Raw genomic sequence first — 22,935 nt, forward strand, 5'->3', positions numbered from 1 at the left:
CCCATGACAGCGTTGCCGCGACGCGTGTTACTTGGCCGCCCAGGCATTGAAGCGCTGTTCCAGTTGCTCGCCGTTGTCGGCCCAGAAGCTCACGTCGATCTGCACCTGATTGACGATGTTTTCCGGCGTGGTCGGCATGTCCTTGAGAATGTCCTTGTTCAGCAGCGGCACGGCCTGGGTATTGGCCGGGCCGTAGGCGATGTTTTCCGAGTAGGTTTTCTGCTGCTGCGGCGCGACCGACCAGGCGATGAATTTCTTGGCGGCTTCGACATTCTTCGCCCCCTTGGGAATGGCCCAGGCATCGAAGTCGTAGATGCCGCCGTTCCAGACCACTTTCAGGTTGCTCTCTTTCTGCACGGCCGCGATGCGCCCGTTGTAGGCCGAGCTCATGACCACGTCGCCGGAGGCCAGGTACTGCGGCGGCTGGGCACCGGCCTCCCACCACTGGATGCTGGGCTTGAGTTCATCGAGTTTCTTAAAGGCGCGGTCCTGGCCGGCCTTGGTGGCGAGCACCGAATACACGTCCTTGGGCGCTACGCCGTCGGCCATCAGGGCGAATTCCAGGGTGTACTTGGCACCCTTGCGCAAGCCACGCTTGCCCGGGAATTCCTTGGTGTTCCAGAAATCGGTCCAACCGGTGGGCGCAGTCTTGAGTTTGTCGGCGTTGTAGGCCAGCACTGTGGACCAGACGAAGAAACCTACACCGCAGGGCTGGATGGCACCCTTGACGAAGTCTTCCTGCTTGCCGAACAGCGCCGGATCGAGCTCTTCGAACATGCCCTCGTCGCAGCCGCGGGACAGCTCGGGCGATTCCACCTCCACCAGGTCCCAGGACACGCTCTTGGTATCGACCATGGCCTTGACCTTGGCCATCTCGCCGTTGTACTCACCGGCGACGATCTTGCCGGAGCCGGCCTTTTCCCACGGTTCGTAGAACGCCTTGACCTGCGCGGCCTTGTTGGCCCCGCCGAAAGACACCACGGTCAGGTCGGTAGCGGCCAACGCCTGGCCGGCCCAGAACAGGCCGAGCGTCAGCCCGGTCAATTTCAAGTGCTTGAGCATTTAATCGTCTCTCCAAGTGCAGGTGGGTCAAGCGCGGGGCGATGGTTCGCCTCTGATCGTTTTGGTACGGTTGCAGCGACTTCAGCGGTGAAGCCCTCATTGATCCAACAGCGGGTCCAGCGCGCGGGCGTGTTCCAGGGGCCAGCCCAAGGGCACCACGTCGCCCACGGCCAATGCGGGGTCGAGCTGGGCGATGGGCTGCTTGACGAAGAAATCGGTCTTGCCGCACACCTCCAGGCGCACCCGTACGTGATCGCCCAGGTAGATGAATTCGGCGACTCGCCCCGAGAAGCGGTTGATGCACTCGCCGCTGTGGCCGTTCAGGCGAACCCGTTCGGGCCGAATCGACAAGGTCACCGGTGCGCCTATCTGGCCGACATTGATCGCCAGCGCCGCGATTTTTTCACCCCGTGGCAGTTCGACGATGCAACGCTCGCCCTCGCGGCTGAGCAGACGTCCGTTGATGCGGTTGTTTTCGCCGATGAAGTTGGCGACGAAGGTGTTCTTCGGCTCCTCGTAGAGGGCGCGGGGTGGGGCGATCTGCTGGATCTCGCCCTGATGGAACACGGCCACGCGGTCGGACATGGTCAGCGCCTCGCCCTGATCGTGGGTCACGTACACCACGGTGACGCCCAGGCGCTGGTGCAGGTGCTTGATCTCCATCTGCATGTGCTCGCGCAGCTGTTTGTCCAGGGCGCCCAGCGGTTCGTCCATGAGCACCAGTTGCGGCTCGAAAACCAAGGCGCGGGCCAGGGCCACACGCTGTTGCTGCCCGCCGGACAGCTGCGCCGGATAGCGGTGGGCAAAGGCATCGAGCTGGACCATGCCGAGCACCCGCTTGACCCGCTCGCTGATGTCGGTCTTGCTCAGGCCGCGCACGGACAGGGGGAAGGCCAGGTTTTCCGCCACGGTCATGTGCGGAAACAGGGCGTAGTTCTGGAACACCATGCCGATGTCACGCTTGTGCGGCGGCACGTGGTTGATCGAGCGTCCGGACAGCTGGATTTCCCCCGCCGTGGGGGTTTCGAAGCCTGCCAGCATCATCAGGCTGGTGGTCTTGCCGGAGCCGGAGGGGCCGAGGAGCGTAAGGAACTCGCCCTTGCGGATGTCCAGGTTGAGGTCCTTGACGATGAGGTTTTCACCGTCATAGCTTTTCTGCACGCCACGGAAGCTGACCAGTATCTCGTCCGTACTTGCGCTTGCCTCGCTCATACCCACACCTTTGTTGAATGACTGCCGTGGGGTCAAGCCTAGAGAAGGCCGCAACCCTTGCAAATCGGGGGCTGGGAGAGATTGCCATGGGGTAGTTGGAAGATTCGGGGTAGGGATTGCCCTACAGGCCTGTCGCCCCTGAGCATGGGCGAGAAGTGCCAGAGCGGCTGCGTGGCAGAACCCCGGGTGCCACTGTCGTTTTCAGACCAGCTTGTGCTCCATCGCGTACTTCACCAGGTCGGCCAGCGACGCCACATTGAGCTTGTGCATCAGGCGCGCCTTGTGGGTGCTGATGGTTTTGCTGCTCAGGGCCAACTGCTGGGCAATGTCGTTGACGTTGGCGCCGCGAGCCAGGCGTTCGAACACCGAGAACTCGCGCTCCGACAGCAGGGCATGCCGCGGCCGGGCATCGGTGAGCCCGACCTCGAAGACCATGCGGTCGGCCAGGGCCGGGTCGATGTAGCGCCCGCCCGCGGCGACTCGACGGATAGCGGTCAGCAGCAGCGCCGGGTCGCTGTCCTTGGTGGCATAACCGGCCGCGCCGACTTTCAATGCACGCGCGGCCATCTGCGCCTCGTCGTGCATGGACAACACCAGAATGGCCGGCGGATGGGGCAGCGCGCGGATCCGTGGAATGGCCTCCAGGCCATTGACGCCCGGCATGGAGATGTCCAGCAGGACCACGTCGCAAGGGGTGACGCGCAAGATCTCGAGCAACTGCTCGCCATTGCCGGCCTCCCCTGCCACCACCAGGTCCTTGGCCAGGGCGATCAATTGCTTGATGCCTTCACGCACGATGGTGTGGTCTTCGGCCACCAGCACTCGGATCAACGGGTCACCCTCCAGCAATCAATTCAACGGTGCGCTCAGTTCAACGGCACGGTAACCGTCAGGGCAGTGCCCTCACCCAGCAGACTGCTCAGTTCAAGCCGGCCACCGAGCATCAGTACGCGCTCGCGCATGCCCACCAGGCCGAACGACAGCGAGCTCACTTGGGCAGGTTCGAAGCCGCAGCCATCGTCGGTGATCGACAGACGCAGGTCGTTGCCTTCCTGGCTGAGCTCGATTTGCACAGTATGCGCCTGGGCGTGGCGAATGACATTGGTCAGCGCCTCTTGCAGAAGGCGAAAGAGGCCCACGGCCTTGGCGTCGTCCAGGGGCGGCAACTGTTCCGGAACGCTGACCAGGCAGGGAATCTGGGTGCGCTCCTCGAAGCGATGCGCCTGCCACTCGATGGCTGAGGCAATACCGGCATCCAGTATCGGCGGGCGCAAGGCGGTGGCCACGTCGCGCACCTGCTGGAACAGCTGGGCAATCAAGCGCTTCATGCTGTTGAGGCGTTCCTGAAGCCCGCTATCGAGGTCGGCGTAGGCCAGTTCGCACATCGAGGTTTCCAGTTTCAGTACCGTGAGGATCTGCCCCAGTTCGTCGTGCACTTCTCGGGCAATGCGCGCCTTTTCTTCCTCGCGCACGGTTTCCAGGTGCGCCGACAGCTCGCGCAGTTGCGCCTCGCTGTGCTGCAGGGCAGCCAGCGCCCGCCGCCGCTCGGTCACATCGGTGAGGTAGACCACCAAATATTCGGCTTCGCGAAAGCGCAGGAAGCTCAGCGAGACATCGGTGGGCAGGACGCTGCCGTCGGCGCGTACGCAGTGGGTTTCGAAGGTTTGCGCAGTGTGTTCGCTGGCCCTGGCCAGCCGCCACAGGTTCAGCCAGCGGTCCATGCTCAGGCCCGGTTCGAAGTCGGCCAGGGGCTTGTCCACCACCGCGCCGGTGCCGTAGCCGAGCATGCGCTCGGCAGCGCGGTTGGCGTAGCGCACATGGCTGTCCCAGTTCACCCAGAGTATGCCGACCGTGCTTTGCTCGATGGAGAACTGGTTGACCCGCAGGGCTTCCTCGCTCGCCGCGCGCAGGGCAATGTCTTCCCGAGCCGCCAGCAGTTGCCGTTCCAGCGCGTGGACCTGGCGGCGCTGCCAGACCAGCAGTGCGATGATGGCCACGGCGATCAGCACCAGCAGCAGGCACAGGTTCTGCCAGAACCCTCGGGATTCGCTCAGGCGCGGGTACTGTGGCTGCAACCACCGCTCGTGCAGCCGCTCCAGGTCCTTGGCGGGCAGGGACTCCAAGGCCACGGTGACGATATGCGCCAACTGCGGCCAGTCGCGCCGCGTCGCCACGCGCAGCAACTGTGGATAACCTATGTCGCCGACCACCACCAGCTCGTCGAACTCGGCCTCGCGGGACAGCCGGCCCAACTGCGCCTCGTCCACCACCGCATAACGTGCCTGCTGGCTAAGCAGTAATTGCAGGGCCTGCCGTTCCAGCGGCACACCTTGCAGATTGAGGTGGCTGTAGGTGTTGCGCAAATAGTCGGCAACCGCCCCTGGCATGCGCACGGCGACCCGGTCATTGGCCGAAAGCGTCTCGAGATCGATGGCGACTTCGCCATTGCGCTCGCCTACCAACAACTGCGGCACGCGCAGGTAGGGATCGGAAAACTGCCACAGTTTCAATCCGGCAGGGGTTTGCGCAAGACCGGGCGCCAGGTCCACCTCGCCTGCGCGCAAACCCTGTTCCAGCGCCGGCTGGTCGGCGTAGTTGCGCCAGATCAGCTCCACCTGCATGGCCTTGGCCAGCCAGTTCATCAGGTCGACGTTGACGCCGGACAACTGGCCCAGGCGACGGTCCAGTTGCGCATAGGGTTGCTGCAGTACCAGCCCGACGCGCAAGGTGCGATGCTCATCCAGCCACTGGATCTGCGCAGCGTCGAGCGGCAGCTTCACGGCGGGCACGGCGGCGGCGCCATGGACGAGCAACGGCAGGCACAATCCGCCCAGCAGTGAAAGGCGACGCAGCAGTGGGTACATATCGGTATGAACGACCTTTGCGTGGATGGCACTAAGCTATAGGCTTTGAATATCGACCGGTGTCGGGATTATCCGCGAGAAAAGGATCGCCTGTCAGGTTGCATCGATGGCAGCATGCACTCGGCCCGGTATCGAACAAGCGAGTCATTCATTTGGGCGGGAAGTACCGATGAAAGTTGTTCAGTTGAGAGCCGTTTGCCTGGCATTGCTGGTGCCCCTGCACGGTGTTGCAGTGGCCCAAGAGGCCGCGCCAGCCAAGGAGACGGCCGAAGTCCGCCAGCCTCTGGCGGAGCGCAGCGTCGAGGATGCCCAGGCACTGGAACGTCAGTTGCCCGCCAGCGAGCAGCAACAATTGCAGGCCGGCAGCGACGAGTTCCTGTCGTTGTGGCGTCCGGCCAATACCGCCGATGCGCAGGGTACGGTGATCATCGTGCCAGGGGCCGGGGAAACGGCGGACTGGCCTCAGGGCGTGGGGCCGTTGCGGCGCAAGTTGCCGGATGCGGCGTTCAACACCCTGAGCCTGAGCCTGCCGGACCTGGTCAGCCAGATGCCTTCGGCCAGGCCAAACGAGAAACCGCCATTGCCGGTGACCACCGACACCCAGGCGACGCCACCGGACGCCGGCGCCGGGGTGGAAAAAGCCACGGCTCAGGACGCCGATACGGCCAGCACCGAGGTGCAGCTGCAAGACCCGATGCAGGTGGATGCCGAGCGGATCTTTGCCCGCATCGAAGCCGGCATCGCTTTCGCCCAGCAACACAACTCACGCAGGATCGTGCTCTTGGGGCATGGCAGCGGCGCTTACTGGGCGACCCGCTACATGGCCGAACGGCAGCCGGCGCACGTGCAGAAGCTGGTGTTGGTGGATACCCGCACACCGGACAATGCGCCACAGCAGATCGACGAACTGGCCGCGCTGCTCAAGGTGCCCACCACGGATGTCTTCTACAGCGATCGTCAAGCAGCGGCTGACGCCGCGCAACGGCGTTTGCAGGCCAGCAAGCGGCAGAAAGGGGCGGTGTACTCGCAGGTTTCGCTCAAGTCGCTGCCGGACAAGGCCGCGCAGGCCGAGCAGCTGTTCCGGCGGGTCAAGGGTGCCTTGAATGCGCAGTAAGCCACTGCGCGGTTGATGCCGGGCCTGCGCATCAGCGCAGGTCCAGGCGCTCGCGGATCAGGCTGTAGGCGTTGTGCAGCTCGCGCGTACGGTCGGTGGCCTCGCGAATCTGCGCCGGTGTGGCACCACCGCCCACCAGTTTGTCGGGATGGTGGCGGCTGAGCAGACGCCGATAGGCACGCTTGATCTGGTCGGGCTCGGTGGTCGACGAAACCCCCAACAGGCGCAGCGCTTCTTCGAAGGCCCCGCCTCGCTTGGTCACCGGCCTGTGACGCGGCTCGTAATCCTGCCCCAGCCCCTGCACCCGTGCCGAGGACCAGCCCAGCCATTTGCCCCAGCTGACTACCAGTTCGCGCTCGGCGGTACCGGCCTGGCCATCGGCCCAGACCATCCGCCAACAGGCACGCAGCATGCCTTCGGCGGAGTTGGGTTGGTGCTTGAGGCGCAGCAGGTGACTGCGCAGCTGATCGCCTCCCGCCTTGCCGCGATTGAACGCAACGATGGCCCGTTTTCGCGCCTGTTCGTTGAGGTTCAAAGAGCGCATTTCCCGCCGCGCCTGCTGGATATGCACCGCCAGCACCTGGCCTTCGGCCTTGGCCACTCGCCCCAGCAGGACGAACAGCAGTTGCTCGTCACGCAGCACCGATTTGCCCTTGAGCCTATCTACCAATTCACTCCAGGTCTGCAACCTGAGGTGTCGATCCAGCGCCTGGCCGAGCACTATGCCCAGCAGCGCCCCTGGAATGCTGGCGAGGGCATAACCTGCCGCCGCGCCGACTACCGTTCCGGGCCACAACATATCAACCTCGCTCGGCCAGCAGGCGGTCGAGTTCGGTCAGGCGTTGCGCAGTGCCGACGTCGATCCACTGGCCCTGATAGTGCTCGCCGGTGACCTGCCCAACGTCCATTGCGCGGCGCAACAGCGGTGCGAGCTTGAAGGCTGGCTCGCCATGGCCGTCGAACAGATCGGGATGGAGCACGGCAATACCGCTGTAGGTCAGGCCAGGCTGGTCGCGCACCTGGCCTTCGACCAGGCTGAAGTCGCCTTCGGGGTGATGAGCCGGGTTGTCGACCAGCACCAGATGCGCGTGGCCCGCCAACGGACCGCGCAACCGACTGAAGTCGTAGTCGGTCCAGATGTCGCCGTTGACCACCACGAACGGTGCATCGCCGAGCAATGGCAACGCGTGGCGAATGCCACCGCCGGTTTCCAGCGGCTCGGTTTCGCGGGAATACTCGATGGCCACCTCGTAGCGAGCACCTTCGCCCAGGTAGTCTTCGATCTGCTGGCCCAGCCAGGCGTGATTGATCACCACCTCGGCAAAGCCGGCCCGGGCCAGGGCCAGCAGGTGATACTCGATCAACCGCTTGCCGCCGGCGGCCAGCAACGGCTTGGGCGTGGTCAGGGTCAGCGGGCGCATGCGCTCGCCTTTGCCTGCCGCCAGGATCATGGCTTTCATGAGGACACTCCAAGGCTCTTGAACAGTTCACCCAGTTCAGCCAGCTCGGGGCGCCGCGCGAGCACCGTCTCTATATAAGAGAAGAAACGCGGCGCGTCGGCCAGATAACGGGGTTTGCCATCACGATGGCAGATACGGGCAAAAATGCCGATCACTTTCAGATGACGCTGCACGCCCATCAGATCACTGGCACGGCAGAACTCGGCGAAGTCCAGCTGCACCGGCACGCCCTGCTCGCCCGCCTGTTCCCAGTAGCGCTGCAGCCACGCCTGCACACGCGCTTCGGGCCAGCTGAGGAAGGCGTCCTTGAACAGGCAGGTGATGTCGTAGGTGACCGGGCCGTAGACCGCATCCTGAAAGTCCAGCACACCCGGATTAGGCTCGCTGCGCATGAGGTTGCGCGGCATGTAGTCGCGATGCACCAGCACCTTGGGCTGCGCCAGGGCGCTGTCGATCAGGCGCGTGCACACCCGTTGCCAGGCTGCCGATTGCTCGGCGTCGAGCTGCTTGCCCAAAGCCTTGCCGACATACCATTGCGGAAACAGCTCGAGCTCGCGCTGCAACAGCGCAACGTCGTAGCTGGGCAGGTCACCGCTGGCCGGCAGTTTCTGCAGTGCCAGCAGCGCGTCGATGGCATCGGCAAACAGCGCGTCGGCGTTGTCCGCATCGATCACGTCCAGGTAGGTCTGGTGGCCCAGATCGCTCAACAACAGGAAGCCGCGCTCGAGGTCCTGGGCATGAATCTGCGGCACATTGAGGCCGGCGCTCGCCAGCAGTTCGTCGATTTTCACGAACGGCGCGCAGTTTTCCTGGGGCGGCGGCGCATCCATGACGATAAAACTGCGACCCTGGCCCTGCCAGCGAAAGTATCGGCGAAAACTTGCATCGCTACTGGCCGCGGTCAACGTGGCCGGGGGTACGGCGCCCCATTGGCGAGCCTGGAAGAGCTTCTCCAGCTGCTCGTCGAGCCATGTTTTGAGGTGTTGCAGGCGTACATCTTGATCAGGCATTGCAAGGGTCTCCGACGGCGCTAGCCGTCAAGCGGGTCATGCTTTATTATCCAGCATCTTTTTCAGACCATCGAGAGGCGTGCGGCCCCCCCGCGGGCAAGATGGCACGCAGGAAGCCCGGACTAATAAGATGGCATTGAAATCCCCCGCGTTTCGTAAAAAATTTCCGTTGCTGGTCACTGGCGGTTTGCTGGTGATGCAACCCATGGCCACCCCGTTCGTTTTTGCTGCAGAGCAATTCGACTGCCAAGTCTCCGCTGCTGGTGCCTGGGACTGCAACCCCAAGGCCAACGCCGCGCAGTTGCCGCCGCGCCCCGTGCACGACGGCGCGGCAGTGGCGAGCGGCGGCAGCGGTGCCTCTTCACGCGAAGAGAAAACCGTCGGGCCGGTTGCGGTCACGCAGAGCAAGGGCCGTGGCCTGAGCTCGCGCAGCCCCGACTACAGCCATCTCGACTGGGTGCCGCGCAGCAAGCTGACCGCCGCCCAACTGGCCGAGACCGGGCCGTACTGCTCCGGTGCGTACATCGAGCCGGTGCGTCCGGGCATGAACGACAACACCCCGAAGAGCGAGGCACCGACCTTCATCGGCGCCAAGGCTTCGCGCTACCAGACCGAGGAGCAGATCGCCTCGCTGGCCGGTGACGTCGTGATGCGCCAGGGCAGCATGCAGATCGAGGCCGACGAGGCCAGCCTGCACCAGGCCGAGAACCGCGGCGAGCTCAACGGCAACGTCAAGCTGCGCGACAACGGCGCGCTGGTCGTGGGCGACCACGCCCAGATCCAGCTCGACACCGGTGAAGCCCAGGTCGACAACGCCGAATACGTGCTGCACAAGTCGCGCATCCGCGGCAATGCGCTGTACGCCAAGCGCGCCGAGAACGCGATCATCCGCCTCAAGGACGGTACCTATACCACCTGCGAGCCGGACAGCAACGCCTGGCAACTCAAGGGCAACAACATCACGCTGAACCCGGCCACCGGCTTCGGCACCGCGACCAACGTCACCCTTCGCGTGAAGGATATTCCGGTGCTGTACACGCCGTATATCTACTTCCCGATCGACGACCGTCGCCAGTCCGGCTTCCTGCCACCGTCCTTCGCCAGCGACAGCGACAGCGGCTTCACCCTGGTTGCCCCGTACTACTTCAACCTGGCGCCGAACTACGACGCCACGTTGTACCCGCGCTACATGGCCAAGCGTGGCTTGATGATGGAAGGCGAGTTCCGCTACCTGACCAAGACCAGCGAAGGCCAGTTCGGCGGCGCGTACCTGAACGACGAAAACGACGATCGCAGCCAGCAGTCCGACTACGACAAGACCCGCTGGATGGTCAACTGGCAGCACAAGGGCGGCCTGGATTCGCGCCTGACCACTGAAGTCGACTACACCGACATCAGCGATCCGTACTACTTCCAGGACCTGCAGTCGGACCAGATCGGCGTCGAGCGCACCGACTGGATCAACCAGCAGGGTGCCCTGACCTATCGCGGTGACAACTACACCGCACGCTTGAACGCCCAGGCGTACAAGCTGGCGACCGTGGCCGACATCACCCCGTACAACCGCATGCCGCAGATCACCTTCAACGGTGCGCTGCCTTACCATCCGGGCGGCCTGGACTTCACCTACAACAGCGAGATCGTGCGTTTCGAGCGTGATCTGCGCACCGGCACCTTCATCAACGAAGACGGTTTCGGCGAGCGCCGCATCGACAACAACGTTCAGGGCCTGGCGCGTGCCAACGGCAACCGCCTGAACCTGGAGCCGGGCGTGTCGCTGCCGCTGAACTGGAACTGGGGCTTCGTGCGTCCGTCGCTCAAGTACATGTACACCCAGTACGATCTGGATCTGGACAGCCAGGGCAAGAACAGCCTGCTGGCCGACGAGCGCTTCAGCAGTTCGCAGAACCGCGGCGTACCGATCGCCAGCATCGACAGCGGCCTGTACTTCGACCGCGACACCCAGATGTTCGGCACCAACTTCCGCCAGACCCTGGAACCGCGCCTGTTCTACCTCTATGTTCCCGAGGAAGACCAGACCGACATTCCAGTGTTCGACACGTCGGAAACCACCTTCAGCTATGGCTCGCTGTTCCGCGAAAACCGCTTCACCGGTTCCGACCGCGTGGGCGACGAGAACAAGCTGTCGCTGGGCGTGACCAGCCGCTGGATCGAGGAGAACGGTTTCGAGCGTCAGCGCGTGGCCGTCGGCCAGGCCGTGTACTTCAAGGATCGTGAAGTGCAACTGCCGGGCGTCGATTTCAAGACGCGCGACGATGCCCAGGCCAACGTTTCGCCGTACGCCCTGGAATACGAATATCGCTTCAACCGCGACTGGCGCTTCAGCTCGGACTTCAACTGGGATCCGGACAGCCGCAGCACCCGTTCGGGCAGCGCGATGTTCCACTACCAGCCTGAAGACAACCCGAACAAGGTGGTCAACCTGGGCTACCGCTACCGCGACGACACCGTGCACTACGATTCGGCGACCGGTCGCTGGACCTTCGGTGGCGACTACGGTCAGCCGGGTGATCCGAACTACGTGAAGGACTACTACAAGATCCAGCAGCATGACTTCTCGGTCATGTGGCCGATCGTGCCGCAGTGGAGCGTCATCAGCCGCTGGCAGTTCGACTACAACCGCAATCGCACGCTGGAAGCCTTTGGTGGTTTCGAATACGACAACTGCTGCTGGAAGATGCGTCTGATCAACCGCTACTGGGTTGACTACGACGAGTACAGCCAGGCCGCCCCGCAGAACGAAAAAGGCGACCACGGCATCTTCCTGCAAATCGTGCTGAAGGGCCTCGGTGGCGTGGTAGGCAATAAGGTCGAGGGTTTCCTCGACAAGGGCATTCAAGGTTATCGTGAACGTGAAGACCAAGCTATGTGATCTGCTGCGCCCAGTCGTGCTGGGCGCCATGCTGCTGGGCACCACGGCGCACGCCGCGGTGCAACAGCTGGACCGCGTCGTGGCCATCGTCGACAACGACGTGGTCATGCAAAGCCAGCTCGACCAGCGCGTCAAGGAAGTGCAGCAAACCATCGCCAAGCGTGGCGGTGGCGTACCTGCGGCGAGCGTCCTGCAACAGCAGGTGCTGGAACGCCTGATCGTCGAGAATCTGCAGCTGCAGATCGGCGAACGTTCCGGCATTCGCATTACCGACGAAGAACTCAACGGCGCCATCGCCACCATTGCCCAGCGCAACAACATGTCGACCGAGCAGTTCCGTGCCGCACTGGCGCATGACGGCCTGTCGTATGACGATGCGCGCGAGCAGGTGAAGCGCGAGATGATCATCAGCCGCGTACGCCAGCGTCGCGTGGCCGAGCGCATCCAGGTATCCGAGCAGGAAGTGAAGAACTTCCTCGCCTCGGACCTGGGCAAGATGCAGCTGTCCGAAGAACTGCACCTGGCCAACATCCAGATCCAGGTCCCGGAAAGCGCCAGCTCGGCGGCTATCCAGGCAGCGGCGAGCAAGGCCCAGGACATCTATCGCCAGCTCAAGCAGGGTGCCGACTTCAACAAGTTGGCGATTGCCAGCTCGTCGAGCGAGAACGCCCTGGAAGGCGGCGACATGGGCTGGCGCAAGCCTGCTCAGCTGCCGGCACCGTTCGATCGCATGCTCAGCAGCATGCCGGTCGGCGATGTCACCCAGCCAGTGCGCACGCCCGTAGGCTTCATCATCCTCAAGGTGCTGGACAAGCGCGGTGGCGCCACCCAGACCGTTGACGAAGTGCACGTACGTCACATTCTGCTCAAGCCGAGCGAGATTCGCAGCCCGGCCCAGACCGAAGAACTGGCACGCAAGCTGTACGAACGCATCGAAAACGGCGAAGACTTCGCTACCTTGGCGAAGAATTTCTCGGAAGATCCGGGTTCGGCGCTCAACGGCGGCGATCTGAACTGGGTCAACCCTCAGTCGCTGGTGCCCGAGTTCCGCGAAACCATGGCGTCGACGCCGGTGGAAACGGTTTCGCGTCCGTTCCAGACCCAGTTCGGCTGGCATGTGCTGCAGGTGCTGGGGCGCCGTGCGACCGACAACACCGAGCAGGCCCGCGACCAGCAGGCAATGACCGTGTTGCGCAACCGCAAGTATGACGAAGAGCTGCAGACCTGGATGCGCCAGATCCGCGACGAAGCCTACGTCGAAATCAAGCTGCCTGGCGCCGACCAGGCTGCGCAGTGACCCCCAAGCGTTTCGCGTTGACGCCCGGTGAGCCGGCGGGCATAGGTCCAGACCTGTGCCTGCTGCTGGCCGCGCAACCCCAGCCTCACCCCCTGATCGCCATCACCAGCCGTGACCTGCTCGCCAAGCGGGCCGCGCAGCTGGGGCTGGCCGTCAGCCTGCTGGAAGTCGATGCCGACGCCCTCCCCGACCAGCCTGCGCCAGCGGGCAGCCTGTACGTCTGGGACACGCCTCTGGGCGCGCCGGTACTCACCGGCCAGCTGAATACCGCCAACGCCGCGTTCGTGCTGCACACCCTGACGCGTGCAGCGCAGGGCTGCCTCGACGGACTGTTCGCGGGCATGATCACCGCGCCGGTGCACAAGGGTGTGATCAACGACGGTGGCATCGCGTTCTCCGGACACACTGAATTCCTCGCCGACCTCACCGCTACCGAACAGGTGGTGATGATGCTTGCAACCGGCGATCTGCGCGTCGCACTGGTGACCACTCACCTGCCCCTGCGCGAGGTGGCCGATGCGATCACCGTCGAGCGCCTGGAGCGGGTCACGCGCATTCTGCACGCCGACCTGCAGGGCAAGTTCGGCCTGACCCGACCGCGCATCCTGGTCTGCGGTCTGAACCCCCATGCCGGCGAGAGCGGCCACCTGGGCCGCGAGGAAATCGACATCATCGAGCCTACCCTGGAGCGTCTGCGCGCCGAAGGCATGGATCTGCGCGGGCCGCTGCCCGCCGATACGCTCTTCACTCCCAAATACCTGCAGCATTGCGATGCGGTGCTGGCGATGTATCACGACCAAGGCCTGCCCGTACTCAAGTACAAAGGCTTTGGCGCCGCGGTCAACGTGACCCTGGGGTTGCCGATCATCCGCACCTCCGTGGACCACGGCACCGCCCTGGACCTGGCCGGAACCGGCAAGGTCGATACCGGCAGCCTGCGCGTCGCCCTCGACACCGCCTATCGAATGGCCGAGACATTTTAATGACCGAGCACTACCAACACCGGGCGCGCAAGCGCTTTGGCCAGAACTTTCTCCACGATGCCGGCGTGATCGACCGTATCCTGCGCTCCATCCACGCCAAGCCCGGTGAACACCTGCTGGAAATCGGGCCGGGCCAGGGCGCCCTTACCGAAGGCCTGCTGGGCAGCGGTGCGCAACTGGACGTGGTGGAACTGGACAAGGACCTGGTGCCGATCCTCAATCAGCAATTCGCCGGCCAGGGCAATTTCCGCCTGCACCAGGGCGATGCATTGAAGTTCGACTTCACCAGCCTGGGCGCCGAGGCTGGCACCCTGCGCGTGGTCGGCAACCTGCCGTACAACATCTCCACCCCACTGATCTTCCACCTGCTGCACAACGCCCACCTGATCCGCGACATGCATTTCATGCTGCAGAAGGAAGTGGTCGAGCGCATGGCTGCAGGCCCTGGCGGCGGCGACTGGGGACGACTGTCGATCATGGTCCAGTACCACTGCCGCGTCGAGCACCTGTTCAACGTCGGGCCGGGCGCGTTCAATCCGCCGCCCAAGGTCGATTCGGCCATCGTGCGCCTGGTACCTCACACCACCCTGCCCCACCCTGCCAAGGATCACCGCCTGCTCGAGCGAGTGGTGCGCGAAGCCTTCAACCAGCGGCGCAAGACCTTGCGCAACACGCTCAAGGCGCTGCTGCCCGTCGAGGCGATCGAAGCGGCCGGCGTCGACGGCAGCCTGCGGCCCGAACAGCTCGACTTGGCGGCTTTCGTGCGCCTGGCTGATCAACTCGCCGAACGAAGCGACCCGCTCTGACCTCTAACCTGGACCAAGCGATTGGTCCACAGGCCACCGCGTTGCCCCGGACTGACCCTGAACCGGCCAACGCCGGCTACATTAGCTCTCGTTTTCAAGGCCCTTTGCATGTCCGATCCCCGTTATCAGATCGACGTCAGCGTCGTGACCCGTTTCCTGGCAGAACAATCACAGCCCGAGCAGCAGCGTTTTGCCTTTGCCTATACCGTTACCGTGAGCAACAACGGACAGATACCGGCTCGCCTGCTGTCTCGCCACTGGGTGATCACCGATGGCGATGGCAAGGTCGAGGAAGTCCGGGGCGCCGGTGTCATTGGCCAGCAACCGCTGATCGCCGCCGGTGAAAGCCACACCTATTCCAGCGGCACGGTGATGGCCACCACGGTGGGCAACATGCAGGGCAGCTATCAGATGCAGGCCGAAGACGGCAAGCAGTTCGAAGCCGTCATCGCCCCGTTTCGCCTCGCCGTACCAGGCGCCCTGCACTGATGGCAGTGTACGCAGTCGGTGACTTGCAAGGCTGCCTGCAGCCACTCAAGTGCCTGCTGCAACAGGTCGCCTTCGACCCTGCCAAGGACACGCTGTGGCTGGTGGGCGACTTGGTCAACCGCGGGCCGAGTTCGCTGGAAACCCTGCGCTACCTGTATGGCATGCGTGACGCGCTGGTGTGTGTGCTGGGCAATCACGACCTGCACCTGCTGGCGGTGGCCAACGACGCCGAGCGGCTCAAGCGTGGCGATACCTTGCGCGAAATCCTCGACGCACCCGACGGCCCGCAGTTGCTCGACTGGCTGCGCCGGCAGAAGCTGCTGCACCACGACGAACAGCGCAATGCCGTGCTGGTGCATGCCGGGATCCCACCACAATGGTCGCTGCGCAAGGCCTTGCGCCTGGCCGCCGAGGTCGAGACCGCGCTGCGTGATGACCAGCTGTTCAAGCCTTTTCTGGACGGCATGTACGGCAACGAGCCGAACAAGTGGGACAAGGCGTTGCAGGGCGTTGCCCGCTTGCGTGTGATCACCAACTACTTCACCCGCATGCGTTTCTGCACCGCCGACGGCAAGCTCGACCTCAAGGGCAAGGAAGGCGCCGACACCGCGCTGCCCGGCTACGCGCCCTGGTTCGCCCACAAGGAGCGCAAGACGCGCGACCTGAAGATCATCTTCGGCCATTGGGCGGCGCTGGAAGGGCGTTGCGAGGAGCCGGGCGTGTTCGCGCTCGATACCGGATGCGTGTGGGGCGGTGCGATGACGCTGCTCGACGTCGACAGCGGCGAGCGCCTGTCCTGCAAATGCACCGATGAGGGTGATGTGCACTTGCCTGCAGCGACCCCCGCGGCGAATTTCCCTCCCCCGAGCGACAAACGCTAGAATGGGCGACCAGCCCAGGAGCCTGTCCATGACCGAATTCAAACGCATCCCTCCGCAAGACGTCCAGAGCCTGCGCGAACAGGGCGCCGTGGTGGTGGATATCCGCGACCCGCAAACCTTCGCGGCTGGCCATATCACCGATTCCACGCACCTGGACAACCACTCGCTGCACGGTTTCATCACGGCGGCCGATCTGGACAAGCCGCTGGTCGTGGTCTGCTACCACGGCAATTCCAGCCAGAGCGCCGCTGCCTACCTGGTCAGCCAGGGCTTTTCCGATGTGTACAGCATGGACGGCGGCTTCGAGCTGTGGCGCAGCACCTTTCCGGGCGAAACCAGCCAGGCTGAATAATCCTTCGCAAGCCCCGCGCGACGAAATTTTTTTCGTCGCCGACGCCGCGCCCCACGGGCCTTCGCAGCATTGTCGCCAGGCCCTGGCGGCAGTTAATTGCGCATCCGCGCTTGAAGTCTTCGATAACCAACTATCCTTAAGCTCAGGCCATCCATAACAGGGGAGAGCCGGTACACCGGCGCGCGGGTCAATCGGTCAAGGCTACAAGGGTGTTCTGGGGGGTATACGGCCACCACGGGGTTTGGGTGACCGCCAGCATCAACTGAGTGATCCGACGTCGGCTCCACGTATCGAGCGAGGTGACGTCATGAGTATCTTTAGCCACTTCCAACAACGCTTCGAATCCACACGCCAGGAAGAGCTCTCGTTACAGGAGTACCTCGAGCTGTGCAAAACCGACCGCAGGACCTACGCGTCTGCCGCCGAGCGGATCCTAATGGCGATAGGAGAGCCCGAATTGCTCGACACGTCGGCCAATTCCCGGCTGTCGCGCATCTTCTCCAACAAGGTGATTCGCCGCTATCCAGCGTTCGAAGATTTCCACGGCATGGAGGAGTGCATCGACCAGATCGTGTCGTACTTCCGCCATGCGGCGCAGGGCCTGGAAGAGAAGAAACAGATCCTGTACCTGTTGGGCCCGGTAGGCGGCGGCAAGTCGTCGCTGGCCGAGAAGCTCAAGCAGCTGATCGAGAAGGTGCCGTTCTACGCGATCAAGGGTTCGCCGGTGTTCGAGTCGCCCCTGGGGCTGTTCAATGCCACCGAGGACGGCGCGATCCTTGAAGAAGACTTCGGCATTCCGCAACGCTACCTGAGCACCATCATGTCGCCCTGGGCCACCAAGCGCCTGGCCGAATTCGGCGGTGACATCAGCCAGTTCCGCGTGGTCAAGCTCTACCCTTCCATTCTCAACCAGATCGCCGTGGCCAAGACCGAGCCGGGCGACGAGAACAACCAGGACATTTCCGCGCTGGTGGGCAAGGTCGACATCCGCAAGCTGGAGGAATACCCACAGAATGACGCCGATGCCTACAGCTACTCGGGTGCCCTGTGCCGGGCCAACCAGGGCCTGATGGAATTCGTCGAGATGTTCAAGGCGCCGATCAAGGTGCTCCATCCGCTGCTGACCGCCACCCAGGAGGGTAACTACAACAGTACCGAAGGGCTGGGCGCGATTCCCTATTCGGGCATCCTGCTGGCGCACTCCAACGAATCGGAGTGGCACAGCTTTCGCAACAACAAGAACAACGAGGCGTTCATCGACCGGATCTACATCGTCAAGGTGCCGTACTGCCTGCGTGTCAGCGACGAGATCAAGATCTACGACAAGCTGCTGTTCAACAGCTCGCTGTCCAAGGCTCATTGCGCGCCCGACACCCTGAAGATGCTGGCGCAGTTCACCGTGCTGTCGCGGCTCAAGGAGCCGGACAACTCCAACATCTATTCGAAGATGCGCGTGTACGACGGCGAGAACCTCAAGGACACCGATCCCAAGGCCAAGTCGATCCAGGAATACCGCGACACTGCGGGCGTGGATGAAGGCATGAATGGCCTGTCGACGCGCTTCGCCTTCAAGATCCTCTCCAAGGTGTTCAACTTCGACCCCCACGAGATCGCCGCCAACCCGGTGCACCTGCTTTATGTACTGGAGCAGCAGATCGAGCAGGAGCAATTCCCTGCCGAGGTGCGCGAGCGGTACCTGCGCTTCCTCAAGGAATACCTGGCACCGCGCTACATCGAGTTCATCGGCAAGGAGATCCAGACCGCGTACCTGGAGTCGTACAGCGAGTACGGGCAGAACATCTTCGACCGCTACGTGCTGTACGCCGATTTCTGGATTCAGGATCAGGAGTACCGCGACCCGGAAACCGGCGAGATTCTCAACCGCGTGGCCCTCAACGAAGAGCTGGAAAAGATCGAGAAGCCAGCCGGCATCAGCAACCCGAAGGATTTCCGCAACGAGATCGTCAACTTCGTGCTGCGCGCCCGCGCCAACAACAACGGCAAGAATCCGACCTGGCTCAGCTACGAGAAGCTGCGCGTGGTGATCGAGAAGAAAATGTTCTCCAACACAGAGGACTTGTTGCCGGTCATCAGTTTCAACGCCAAGGCCAGCAAGGAGGACCAGCAGAAGCACAACGACTTCGTCACTCGCATGGTCGAGCGCGGCTATACCGACAAGCAGGTCCGTCTGCTGTCCGAGTGGTATCTGCGGGTCAGGAAGTCGCAGTGATCACGCGGTAGGTTTCAGGCTGCGACGGGCCCAGGCAGGCATCGATGCCCGGGCCTTTCGCTGCTCTCGACTTGTGGCTTGCAGCCCGGCTGCCCGGAGGCCTAATGAGCTATGTGATCGACCGACGCCTCAATGGCAAGAACAAGAGTACGGTGAACCGCCAGCGTTTCCTGCGGCGTTACCGTGACCACATCAAGAAGGCCGTGGAAGATGCCGTCGGCCGTCGTTCCATCACCGACATGGAACATGGCGAGCAGATCAGCATTCCCGGCCGCGATATCGACGAGCCGGTGTTGCAGCACGGCCGCGGCGGTAAGCAGACCGTGGTGCACCCCGGCAACAAGGAGTTCACCGCCGGCGAACACATCGCCCGCCCCCAGGGCGGAGGCGGCGGCAAGGGGCCTGGCAAGGCGGGCAACTCCGGCGAGGGCATGGACGAGTTCGTGTTCCAGATCACCCAGGAGGAATTTCTCGAATTCATGTTCGAGGACCTGGAACTGCCCAACCTGGTGAAGCGCAACCTCAGTGGTACCGACACCTACAAGACGGTGCGTGCCGGTATCAGCAACGAGGGCAACCCTTCGCGCATCAACATCATCCGCACCCTGCGCTCGGCCCATGCGCGGCGCATAGCGCTTTCAGGCAGCAGCCGCGCCAAGCTCAAGGCGGCCAAGCTTGAGCTCGAGCGTTTGAAGATCGAGGAACCGGACAATTTCGGTGACATTCAGGCATTGATCGGCGAAATCGAAAAGCTCAGCGCCCGCATCCATCGCGTGCCCTTTCTGGACACCTTCGACCTCAAGTACAACCTGCTGGTCAAGCATCCCAACCCCAGTTCCAAGGCGGTGATGTTCTGCCTGATGGACGTGTCCGGTTCCATGACCCAAGCCACCAAGGACATAGCCAAGCGCTTCTTCATCTTGCTGTATCTGTTTCTCAAGCGTAACTACGACAAGATCGAAGTGGTGTTCATCCGCCATCACACCAGCGCCCGCGAAGTCGACGAGGAAGAGTTCTTCTATTCGCGCGAGACCGGCGGCACCATCGTTTCCAGCGCCCTGAAACTGATGCAGGAGATCATGGCCGCGCGGTACCCAACCAACGAATGGAACATCTACGCCGCCCAGGCCTCGGACGGCGACAACTGGAACGACGACTCACCGATTTGCCGGGAAATCCTCACCCAGCAGATCATGCCGTTCGTGCAGTACTACACCTATGTGGAAATCACGCCGCGCGAACATCAGGCCCTGTGGTACGAATACGAGCGCATCAGCGAGTCGTTCGCCGATACGTTCGCCCAGCAGCAGCTGGTGTCGGCCGGTGATATCTATCCGGTCTTCCGTGAACTCTTCCAGCGCAGGTTAGCGACATGACCGCCAGAGAGCAGAAGCGCCAACCCATCTCCACGGGCTCGGAATGGACGTTCGAGCTCATCCAGACCTACGACCGGGAAATCAGCCGCATTGCCGAGCGCTATGCGCTGGACACCTACCCCAACCAGATCGAGGTGATCACTGCCGAGCAGATGATGGATGCGTACGCCTCGGTGGGCATGCCCCTGGGCTATCACCATTGGTCCTACGGCAAGCATTTTCTCAGCACCGAGAAGTCCTACACCCGCGGCCAGATGGGCCTGGCCTACGAGATCGTCATCAACTCCGATCCGTGCATCGCCTACCTGATGGAAGAGAACACCATCTGCATGCAGGCGCTGGTGGTGGCCCATGCCTGCTATGGGCACAACAGCTTCTTCAAGGGCAACTACCTGTTCCGCACCTGGACCGACGCCAGTTCGATCATCGATTACCTGGTGTTCGCCAAGTCCTACATCATGAAGTGCGAGGAACGTCATGGCATCGATGCCGTGGAGGATCTGCTCGATTCCTGCCACGCCCTGATGAACTACGGCGTCGACCGCTACAAGCGCCCCTACCCTATTTCCGCGGAAGAAGAACGTCGCCGCCAGGCCGATCGCGAAGAGCACCTGCAGCGGCAGATCAACGATCTGTGGCGCACCATTCCCAAGGGCGCCGACAAGAACCGCGAGGAGGACAACGCCCGGTTCCCGGCCGAGCCGCAGGAGAACATCCTGTATTTCATCGAAAAGCATGCGCCGCTGCTCGAGCCCTGGCAGCGCGAGATCGTACGAATCGTGCGCAAGATCGCCCAGTACTTCTACCCGCAACGCCAGACCCAGGTGATGAACGAGGGCTGGGCAACGTTCTGGCACTACACCCTGATGAACGACCTCTACGACGAAGGCCTGGTGACCGACGGCTTCATGATGGAGTTTCTGCAGTCGCACACCAGCGTGGTGTTCCAGCCCGGTTTCGACAGCCCCTACTACAATGGCATCAACCCCTATGCCCTGGGCTTTGCCATGTACCGCGACATACGCCGCATGTGCGAGCACCCGGACGATGAAGATCGTCACTGGTTTCCCGACATTGCCGGCAGTGACTGGCTGTCGACCATCAAGTTCGCCATGAGCAGCTTCAAGGACGAGAGCTTCATCCTGCAGTACCTGTCGCCCAAGGTCATTCGCGACCTGAAGCTGTTCAGCATCATGGACGACGATCAGCGGGACGAGTTACTGGTGCCAGCCATCCACGATGAAAACGGCTATCGCACCATTCGCGAAACCCTGGCGGCGCAGTACAACCTGGGTAACCGCGAGCCCAATGTGCAGATCTGGAGCATCGATCGACGCGGTGACCGCTCGCTGACCCTGCGTCATCAACAACATGACCGCAAGCCACTGGGCGAATCCACCGACGAGGTGCTCAAGCACCTGCACCGCCTGTGGGGGTTCGATATCCACCTGGATACGCTGCAGGGCGATCAGTTGGTCAAGACCCATCACGTGCCACCGCGCAGCGAGCATGCGGACGGCAGCCATGGGCGGATGGACCTCAACGTCGTCCACCTCTGAGACAGGTGCGTGCACAAAACCGCCGATGGCTTGGTGTTATCCTTCCGGGCCATCGGAGGTGTTGCAATGAAGATCTATGAAGTGGGTGGAGCGGTGCGCGACCGCTTGCTGGGTATACCGGTCGTGGACATCGACCGCGTGGTGGTCGGTGCCGACGCCGAACGTATGCTCGCTGATGGCTATCGCCCCGTGGGCAGTGATTTCCCGGTGTTCCTGCATCCGCAGACCGGTGAGGAATATGCCCTGGCACGTACCGAGCGCAAGAGTGGACGTGGCTATGGCGGGTTCGTCTTCCACGCCAGCCCGGACGTGACCCTGGAGCAGGACCTGTCGCGGCGCGACCTGACCATCAATGCCATGGCCGAGGACGACGACGGCCGCATCATCGATCCGTACGGCGGTCAGCAGGACCTGAACGAGCGCCTGCTCAGGCACGTGTCCCCAGCGTTCATCGAAGACCCCTTGCGCGTGCTGCGGGTCGCACGTTTCGCCGCGCGCTATGCCGGACTCGGCTTTCGCGTGGCCGAACCGACCCTGCAGCTCATGCGTCAGTTGAGCGAGTCGGGCGAGCTGCAGGCCTTGACCGCCGAACGCAGCTGGAAGGAAATTTCCCGAGCATTGATGGAGGCTCATCCCCAGGTGTTCATTCAGGTGCTGCGCGATTGCGGGGCGCTGGAACACTTGCTGCCTGAGGTCGACGCCTTGTTTGGCGTGCCGCAGCCGCCGGCCCATCATCCGGAGATCGACACCGGCGTGCATACCCTGGGCGTGCTTGAACAGGCGGCGCACCATGGCCAGCCGCTGAGCGTGCGCTGGGCGTGCCTGCTGCACGACCTGGGCAAGGGCACCACGCGCCCCAGCGAGTGGCCGAGGCATATCGCCCACGAGCAACGGGGCGTGAAACTGATCAAGGCGGTCAACGAACGCTTCAAGGTGCCCAGGGATTGTCAGGAGCTGGCGGTGTTGGTGGGTGAATATCACACGCACGGCCATCGAGCCCTGGAGCTCAAGCCGTCGACGCTGCTGGAGCTGCTGCAGAGCTTCGATGTGTACCGTCGCCCCGGGCGCTTCGAGGATTTCATCATGGCGTGCGAGATGGACGCGCGGGGGCGCTTGGGGTTCGAGGCGCGGGAATATCCGCAGGCGGATTATCTAAGGGGTGCGGCTGCAGCGGCGCGGGGTGTGGCGGTTCAGCCGCTGGTTGCCCAGGGGTTCAAGGGCCAGGCATTGGGGGAGGCGTTGAAGCGGGCGCGGTTGGAGGCACTCAAGGCGTATAAGGCGGGGGTTTGAGGGTGGCCTTGAGGGCCTCTTCGCGGGCAGAGACCCGCTCCCACAGGTGGGGAGCTG

Annotated in this window: 19 protein-coding genes; 12 read left to right on the plus strand and 7 right to left on the minus strand. The window is 63.1% G+C overall.

What is annotated here, in order from left to right:
- Nucleotides 1–27: 27 nt before the first annotated feature.
- The 4 genes from IFT76_RS20220 to IFT76_RS20235 form a co-directional block, all read right to left on the minus strand.
- Nucleotides 28–1,062 (minus strand): ABC transporter substrate-binding protein, encoded by a 1,035-nt coding sequence (locus IFT76_RS20220; protein WP_122477167.1) that lies wholly within the window; start codon nt 1,060–1,062, stop codon nt 28–30.
- Nucleotides 1,063–1,158: 96 nt separating this feature from the next.
- Nucleotides 1,159–2,274 (minus strand): ABC transporter ATP-binding protein, encoded by a 1,116-nt coding sequence (locus tag IFT76_RS20225; protein ID WP_192056440.1) that lies wholly within the window; start codon nt 2,272–2,274, stop codon nt 1,159–1,161.
- Nucleotides 2,275–2,475: 201 nt separating this feature from the next.
- Nucleotides 2,476–3,105, minus strand: a complete 630-nt coding sequence (locus tag IFT76_RS20230) for a response regulator (RefSeq protein WP_185795322.1) — start codon at nt 3,103–3,105, stop codon at nt 2,476–2,478.
- 35 nt (nt 3,106–3,140) lie between these two features.
- Nucleotides 3,141–5,138, minus strand: coding sequence for a sensor histidine kinase (locus IFT76_RS20235; protein WP_192060025.1), 1,998 nt, complete (start codon nt 5,136–5,138; stop codon nt 3,141–3,143).
- Nucleotides 5,139–5,307: 169 nt separating this feature from the next.
- On the opposite strand from IFT76_RS20235, the gene IFT76_RS20240 reads away from it, so the two are divergent.
- The gene (locus IFT76_RS20240; RefSeq protein WP_192060027.1) at nt 5,308–6,252 is read left to right on the plus strand and encodes an alpha/beta hydrolase family protein; all 945 of its coding nucleotides are present in this window, start codon (nt 5,308–5,310) and stop codon (nt 6,250–6,252) included.
- Nucleotides 6,253–6,283: 31 nt separating this feature from the next.
- Here the strand turns inward: IFT76_RS20240 and IFT76_RS20245 are convergent, their stop codons facing one another.
- The 3 genes from IFT76_RS20245 to IFT76_RS20255 are packed head-to-tail and all read right to left on the minus strand — an operon-like array spanning nt 6,284 to nt 8,722.
- Entirely contained in the window at nt 6,284–7,051 is a 768-nt protein-coding gene (locus tag IFT76_RS20245; protein WP_192060029.1) for a DnaJ domain-containing protein, read from the minus strand.
- Nucleotide 7,052: 1 nt separating this feature from the next.
- Nucleotides 7,053–7,712: an N-acetylmuramate alpha-1-phosphate uridylyltransferase MurU gene (gene murU / locus IFT76_RS20250; RefSeq protein WP_192060031.1), complete on the minus strand. Its 660-nt coding sequence runs from the start codon at nt 7,710–7,712 to the stop codon at nt 7,053–7,055.
- Nucleotides 7,709–8,722, minus strand: a complete 1,014-nt coding sequence (locus tag IFT76_RS20255; protein WP_192060032.1) for an aminoglycoside phosphotransferase family protein — start codon at nt 8,720–8,722, stop codon at nt 7,709–7,711. The genes murU and IFT76_RS20255 overlap by 4 nt, the downstream gene beginning before the upstream one ends.
- A 130-nt stretch (nt 8,723–8,852) precedes the next feature.
- Between IFT76_RS20255 and IFT76_RS20260 the strand changes: the two genes are divergently transcribed.
- The 11 genes from IFT76_RS20260 (at nt 8,853) to IFT76_RS20310 (ending at nt 22,878) form a co-directional block, all read left to right on the plus strand.
- Nucleotides 8,853–11,615 (plus strand): LPS-assembly protein LptD, encoded by a 2,763-nt coding sequence (locus tag IFT76_RS20260; RefSeq protein WP_192050884.1) that lies wholly within the window; start codon nt 8,853–8,855, stop codon nt 11,613–11,615.
- Nucleotides 11,596–12,912, plus strand: a complete 1,317-nt coding sequence (surA, locus tag IFT76_RS20265; protein WP_192060034.1) for a peptidylprolyl isomerase SurA — start codon at nt 11,596–11,598, stop codon at nt 12,910–12,912. Before IFT76_RS20260 ends, surA begins: the two co-directional genes overlap by 20 nt.
- Nucleotides 12,909–13,895 carry a 4-hydroxythreonine-4-phosphate dehydrogenase PdxA gene (gene pdxA, locus IFT76_RS20270; RefSeq protein ID WP_192060036.1) on the plus strand — a complete coding sequence of 329 codons (987 nt, stop codon included), beginning with the start codon at nt 12,909–12,911 and terminating at the stop codon, nt 13,893–13,895. Before surA ends, pdxA begins: the two co-directional genes overlap by 4 nt.
- Complete coding sequence (rsmA, locus tag IFT76_RS20275) at nt 13,895–14,701, plus strand: 16S rRNA (adenine(1518)-N(6)/adenine(1519)-N(6))-dimethyltransferase RsmA (RefSeq protein WP_192060038.1); 807 nt, start codon at nt 13,895–13,897, stop codon at nt 14,699–14,701. Before pdxA ends, rsmA begins: the two co-directional genes overlap by 1 nt.
- A 108-nt stretch (nt 14,702–14,809) precedes the next feature.
- A complete protein-coding gene (gene apaG, locus IFT76_RS20280; protein ID WP_122477148.1) occupies nt 14,810–15,190 on the plus strand; it encodes a Co2+/Mg2+ efflux protein ApaG in 381 nt (126 codons plus the stop codon).
- Nucleotides 15,190–16,071 (plus strand): symmetrical bis(5'-nucleosyl)-tetraphosphatase, encoded by an 882-nt coding sequence (locus IFT76_RS20285; RefSeq protein WP_192060040.1) that lies wholly within the window; start codon nt 15,190–15,192, stop codon nt 16,069–16,071. Before apaG ends, IFT76_RS20285 begins: the two co-directional genes overlap by 1 nt.
- 28 nt (nt 16,072–16,099) lie before the next feature.
- Nucleotides 16,100–16,423, plus strand: coding sequence for a thiosulfate sulfurtransferase GlpE (gene glpE, locus IFT76_RS20290; RefSeq protein ID WP_122477145.1), 324 nt, complete (start codon nt 16,100–16,102; stop codon nt 16,421–16,423).
- A 307-nt stretch (nt 16,424–16,730) separates the two neighbouring features.
- The gene (locus IFT76_RS20295; RefSeq protein ID WP_122477144.1) at nt 16,731–18,653 is read left to right on the plus strand and encodes a PrkA family serine protein kinase; all 1,923 of its coding nucleotides are present in this window, start codon (nt 16,731–16,733) and stop codon (nt 18,651–18,653) included.
- Between the two features lie 104 nt (nt 18,654–18,757).
- Nucleotides 18,758–20,029, plus strand: coding sequence for a YeaH/YhbH family protein (locus tag IFT76_RS20300; RefSeq protein WP_122477142.1), 1,272 nt, complete (start codon nt 18,758–18,760; stop codon nt 20,027–20,029).
- The gene (locus tag IFT76_RS20305; protein ID WP_122477140.1) at nt 20,026–21,588 is read left to right on the plus strand and encodes a SpoVR family protein; all 1,563 of its coding nucleotides are present in this window, start codon (nt 20,026–20,028) and stop codon (nt 21,586–21,588) included. Before IFT76_RS20300 ends, IFT76_RS20305 begins: the two co-directional genes overlap by 4 nt.
- 66 nt (nt 21,589–21,654) lie before the next feature.
- Nucleotides 21,655–22,878 carry a multifunctional CCA addition/repair protein gene (locus tag IFT76_RS20310; protein ID WP_192060042.1) on the plus strand — a complete coding sequence of 408 codons (1,224 nt, stop codon included), beginning with the start codon at nt 21,655–21,657 and terminating at the stop codon, nt 22,876–22,878.
- The last annotated feature ends 57 nt before the right edge of the window (nt 22,879–22,935 follow it).

It is taken from the genome of Pseudomonas sp. CFBP 13727 (genome assembly GCF_014841915.1).
GTDB classification, from domain to species: domain Bacteria; phylum Pseudomonadota; class Gammaproteobacteria; order Pseudomonadales; family Pseudomonadaceae; genus Aquipseudomonas; species Aquipseudomonas baltica.

Coding starts and splice junctions, on each gene's coding strand:
- IFT76_RS20220 (WP_122477167.1), bottom strand. CDS start 1,062: ATGCTCAAGCACTTGAAATTGACCGGGCTGACGCTCGGCCTGTTCTGG.
- IFT76_RS20295 (WP_122477144.1), top strand. CDS start 16,731: ATGAGTATCTTTAGCCACTTCCAACAACGCTTCGAATCCACACGCCAG.
- murU (WP_192060031.1), bottom strand. CDS start 7,712: ATGAAAGCCATGATCCTGGCGGCAGGCAAAGGCGAGCGCATGCGCCCG.
- IFT76_RS20255 (WP_192060032.1), bottom strand. CDS start 8,722: ATGCCTGATCAAGATGTACGCCTGCAACACCTCAAAACATGGCTCGAC.
- IFT76_RS20260 (WP_192050884.1), top strand. CDS start 8,853: ATGGCATTGAAATCCCCCGCGTTTCGTAAAAAATTTCCGTTGCTGGTC.
- glpE (WP_122477145.1), top strand. CDS start 16,100: ATGACCGAATTCAAACGCATCCCTCCGCAAGACGTCCAGAGCCTGCGC.
- IFT76_RS20225 (WP_192056440.1), bottom strand. CDS start 2,274: ATGAGCGAGGCAAGCGCAAGTACGGACGAGATACTGGTCAGCTTCCGT.
- IFT76_RS20240 (WP_192060027.1), top strand. CDS start 5,308: ATGAAAGTTGTTCAGTTGAGAGCCGTTTGCCTGGCATTGCTGGTGCCC.
- IFT76_RS20245 (WP_192060029.1), bottom strand. CDS start 7,051: ATGTTGTGGCCCGGAACGGTAGTCGGCGCGGCGGCAGGTTATGCCCTC.
- IFT76_RS20235 (WP_192060025.1), bottom strand. CDS start 5,138: ATGTACCCACTGCTGCGTCGCCTTTCACTGCTGGGCGGATTGTGCCTG.
- IFT76_RS20310 (WP_192060042.1), top strand. CDS start 21,655: ATGAAGATCTATGAAGTGGGTGGAGCGGTGCGCGACCGCTTGCTGGGT.
- IFT76_RS20305 (WP_122477140.1), top strand. CDS start 20,026: ATGACCGCCAGAGAGCAGAAGCGCCAACCCATCTCCACGGGCTCGGAA.
- IFT76_RS20300 (WP_122477142.1), top strand. CDS start 18,758: ATGAGCTATGTGATCGACCGACGCCTCAATGGCAAGAACAAGAGTACG.
- apaG (WP_122477148.1), top strand. CDS start 14,810: ATGTCCGATCCCCGTTATCAGATCGACGTCAGCGTCGTGACCCGTTTC.
- rsmA (WP_192060038.1), top strand. CDS start 13,895: ATGACCGAGCACTACCAACACCGGGCGCGCAAGCGCTTTGGCCAGAAC.
- IFT76_RS20285 (WP_192060040.1), top strand. CDS start 15,190: ATGGCAGTGTACGCAGTCGGTGACTTGCAAGGCTGCCTGCAGCCACTC.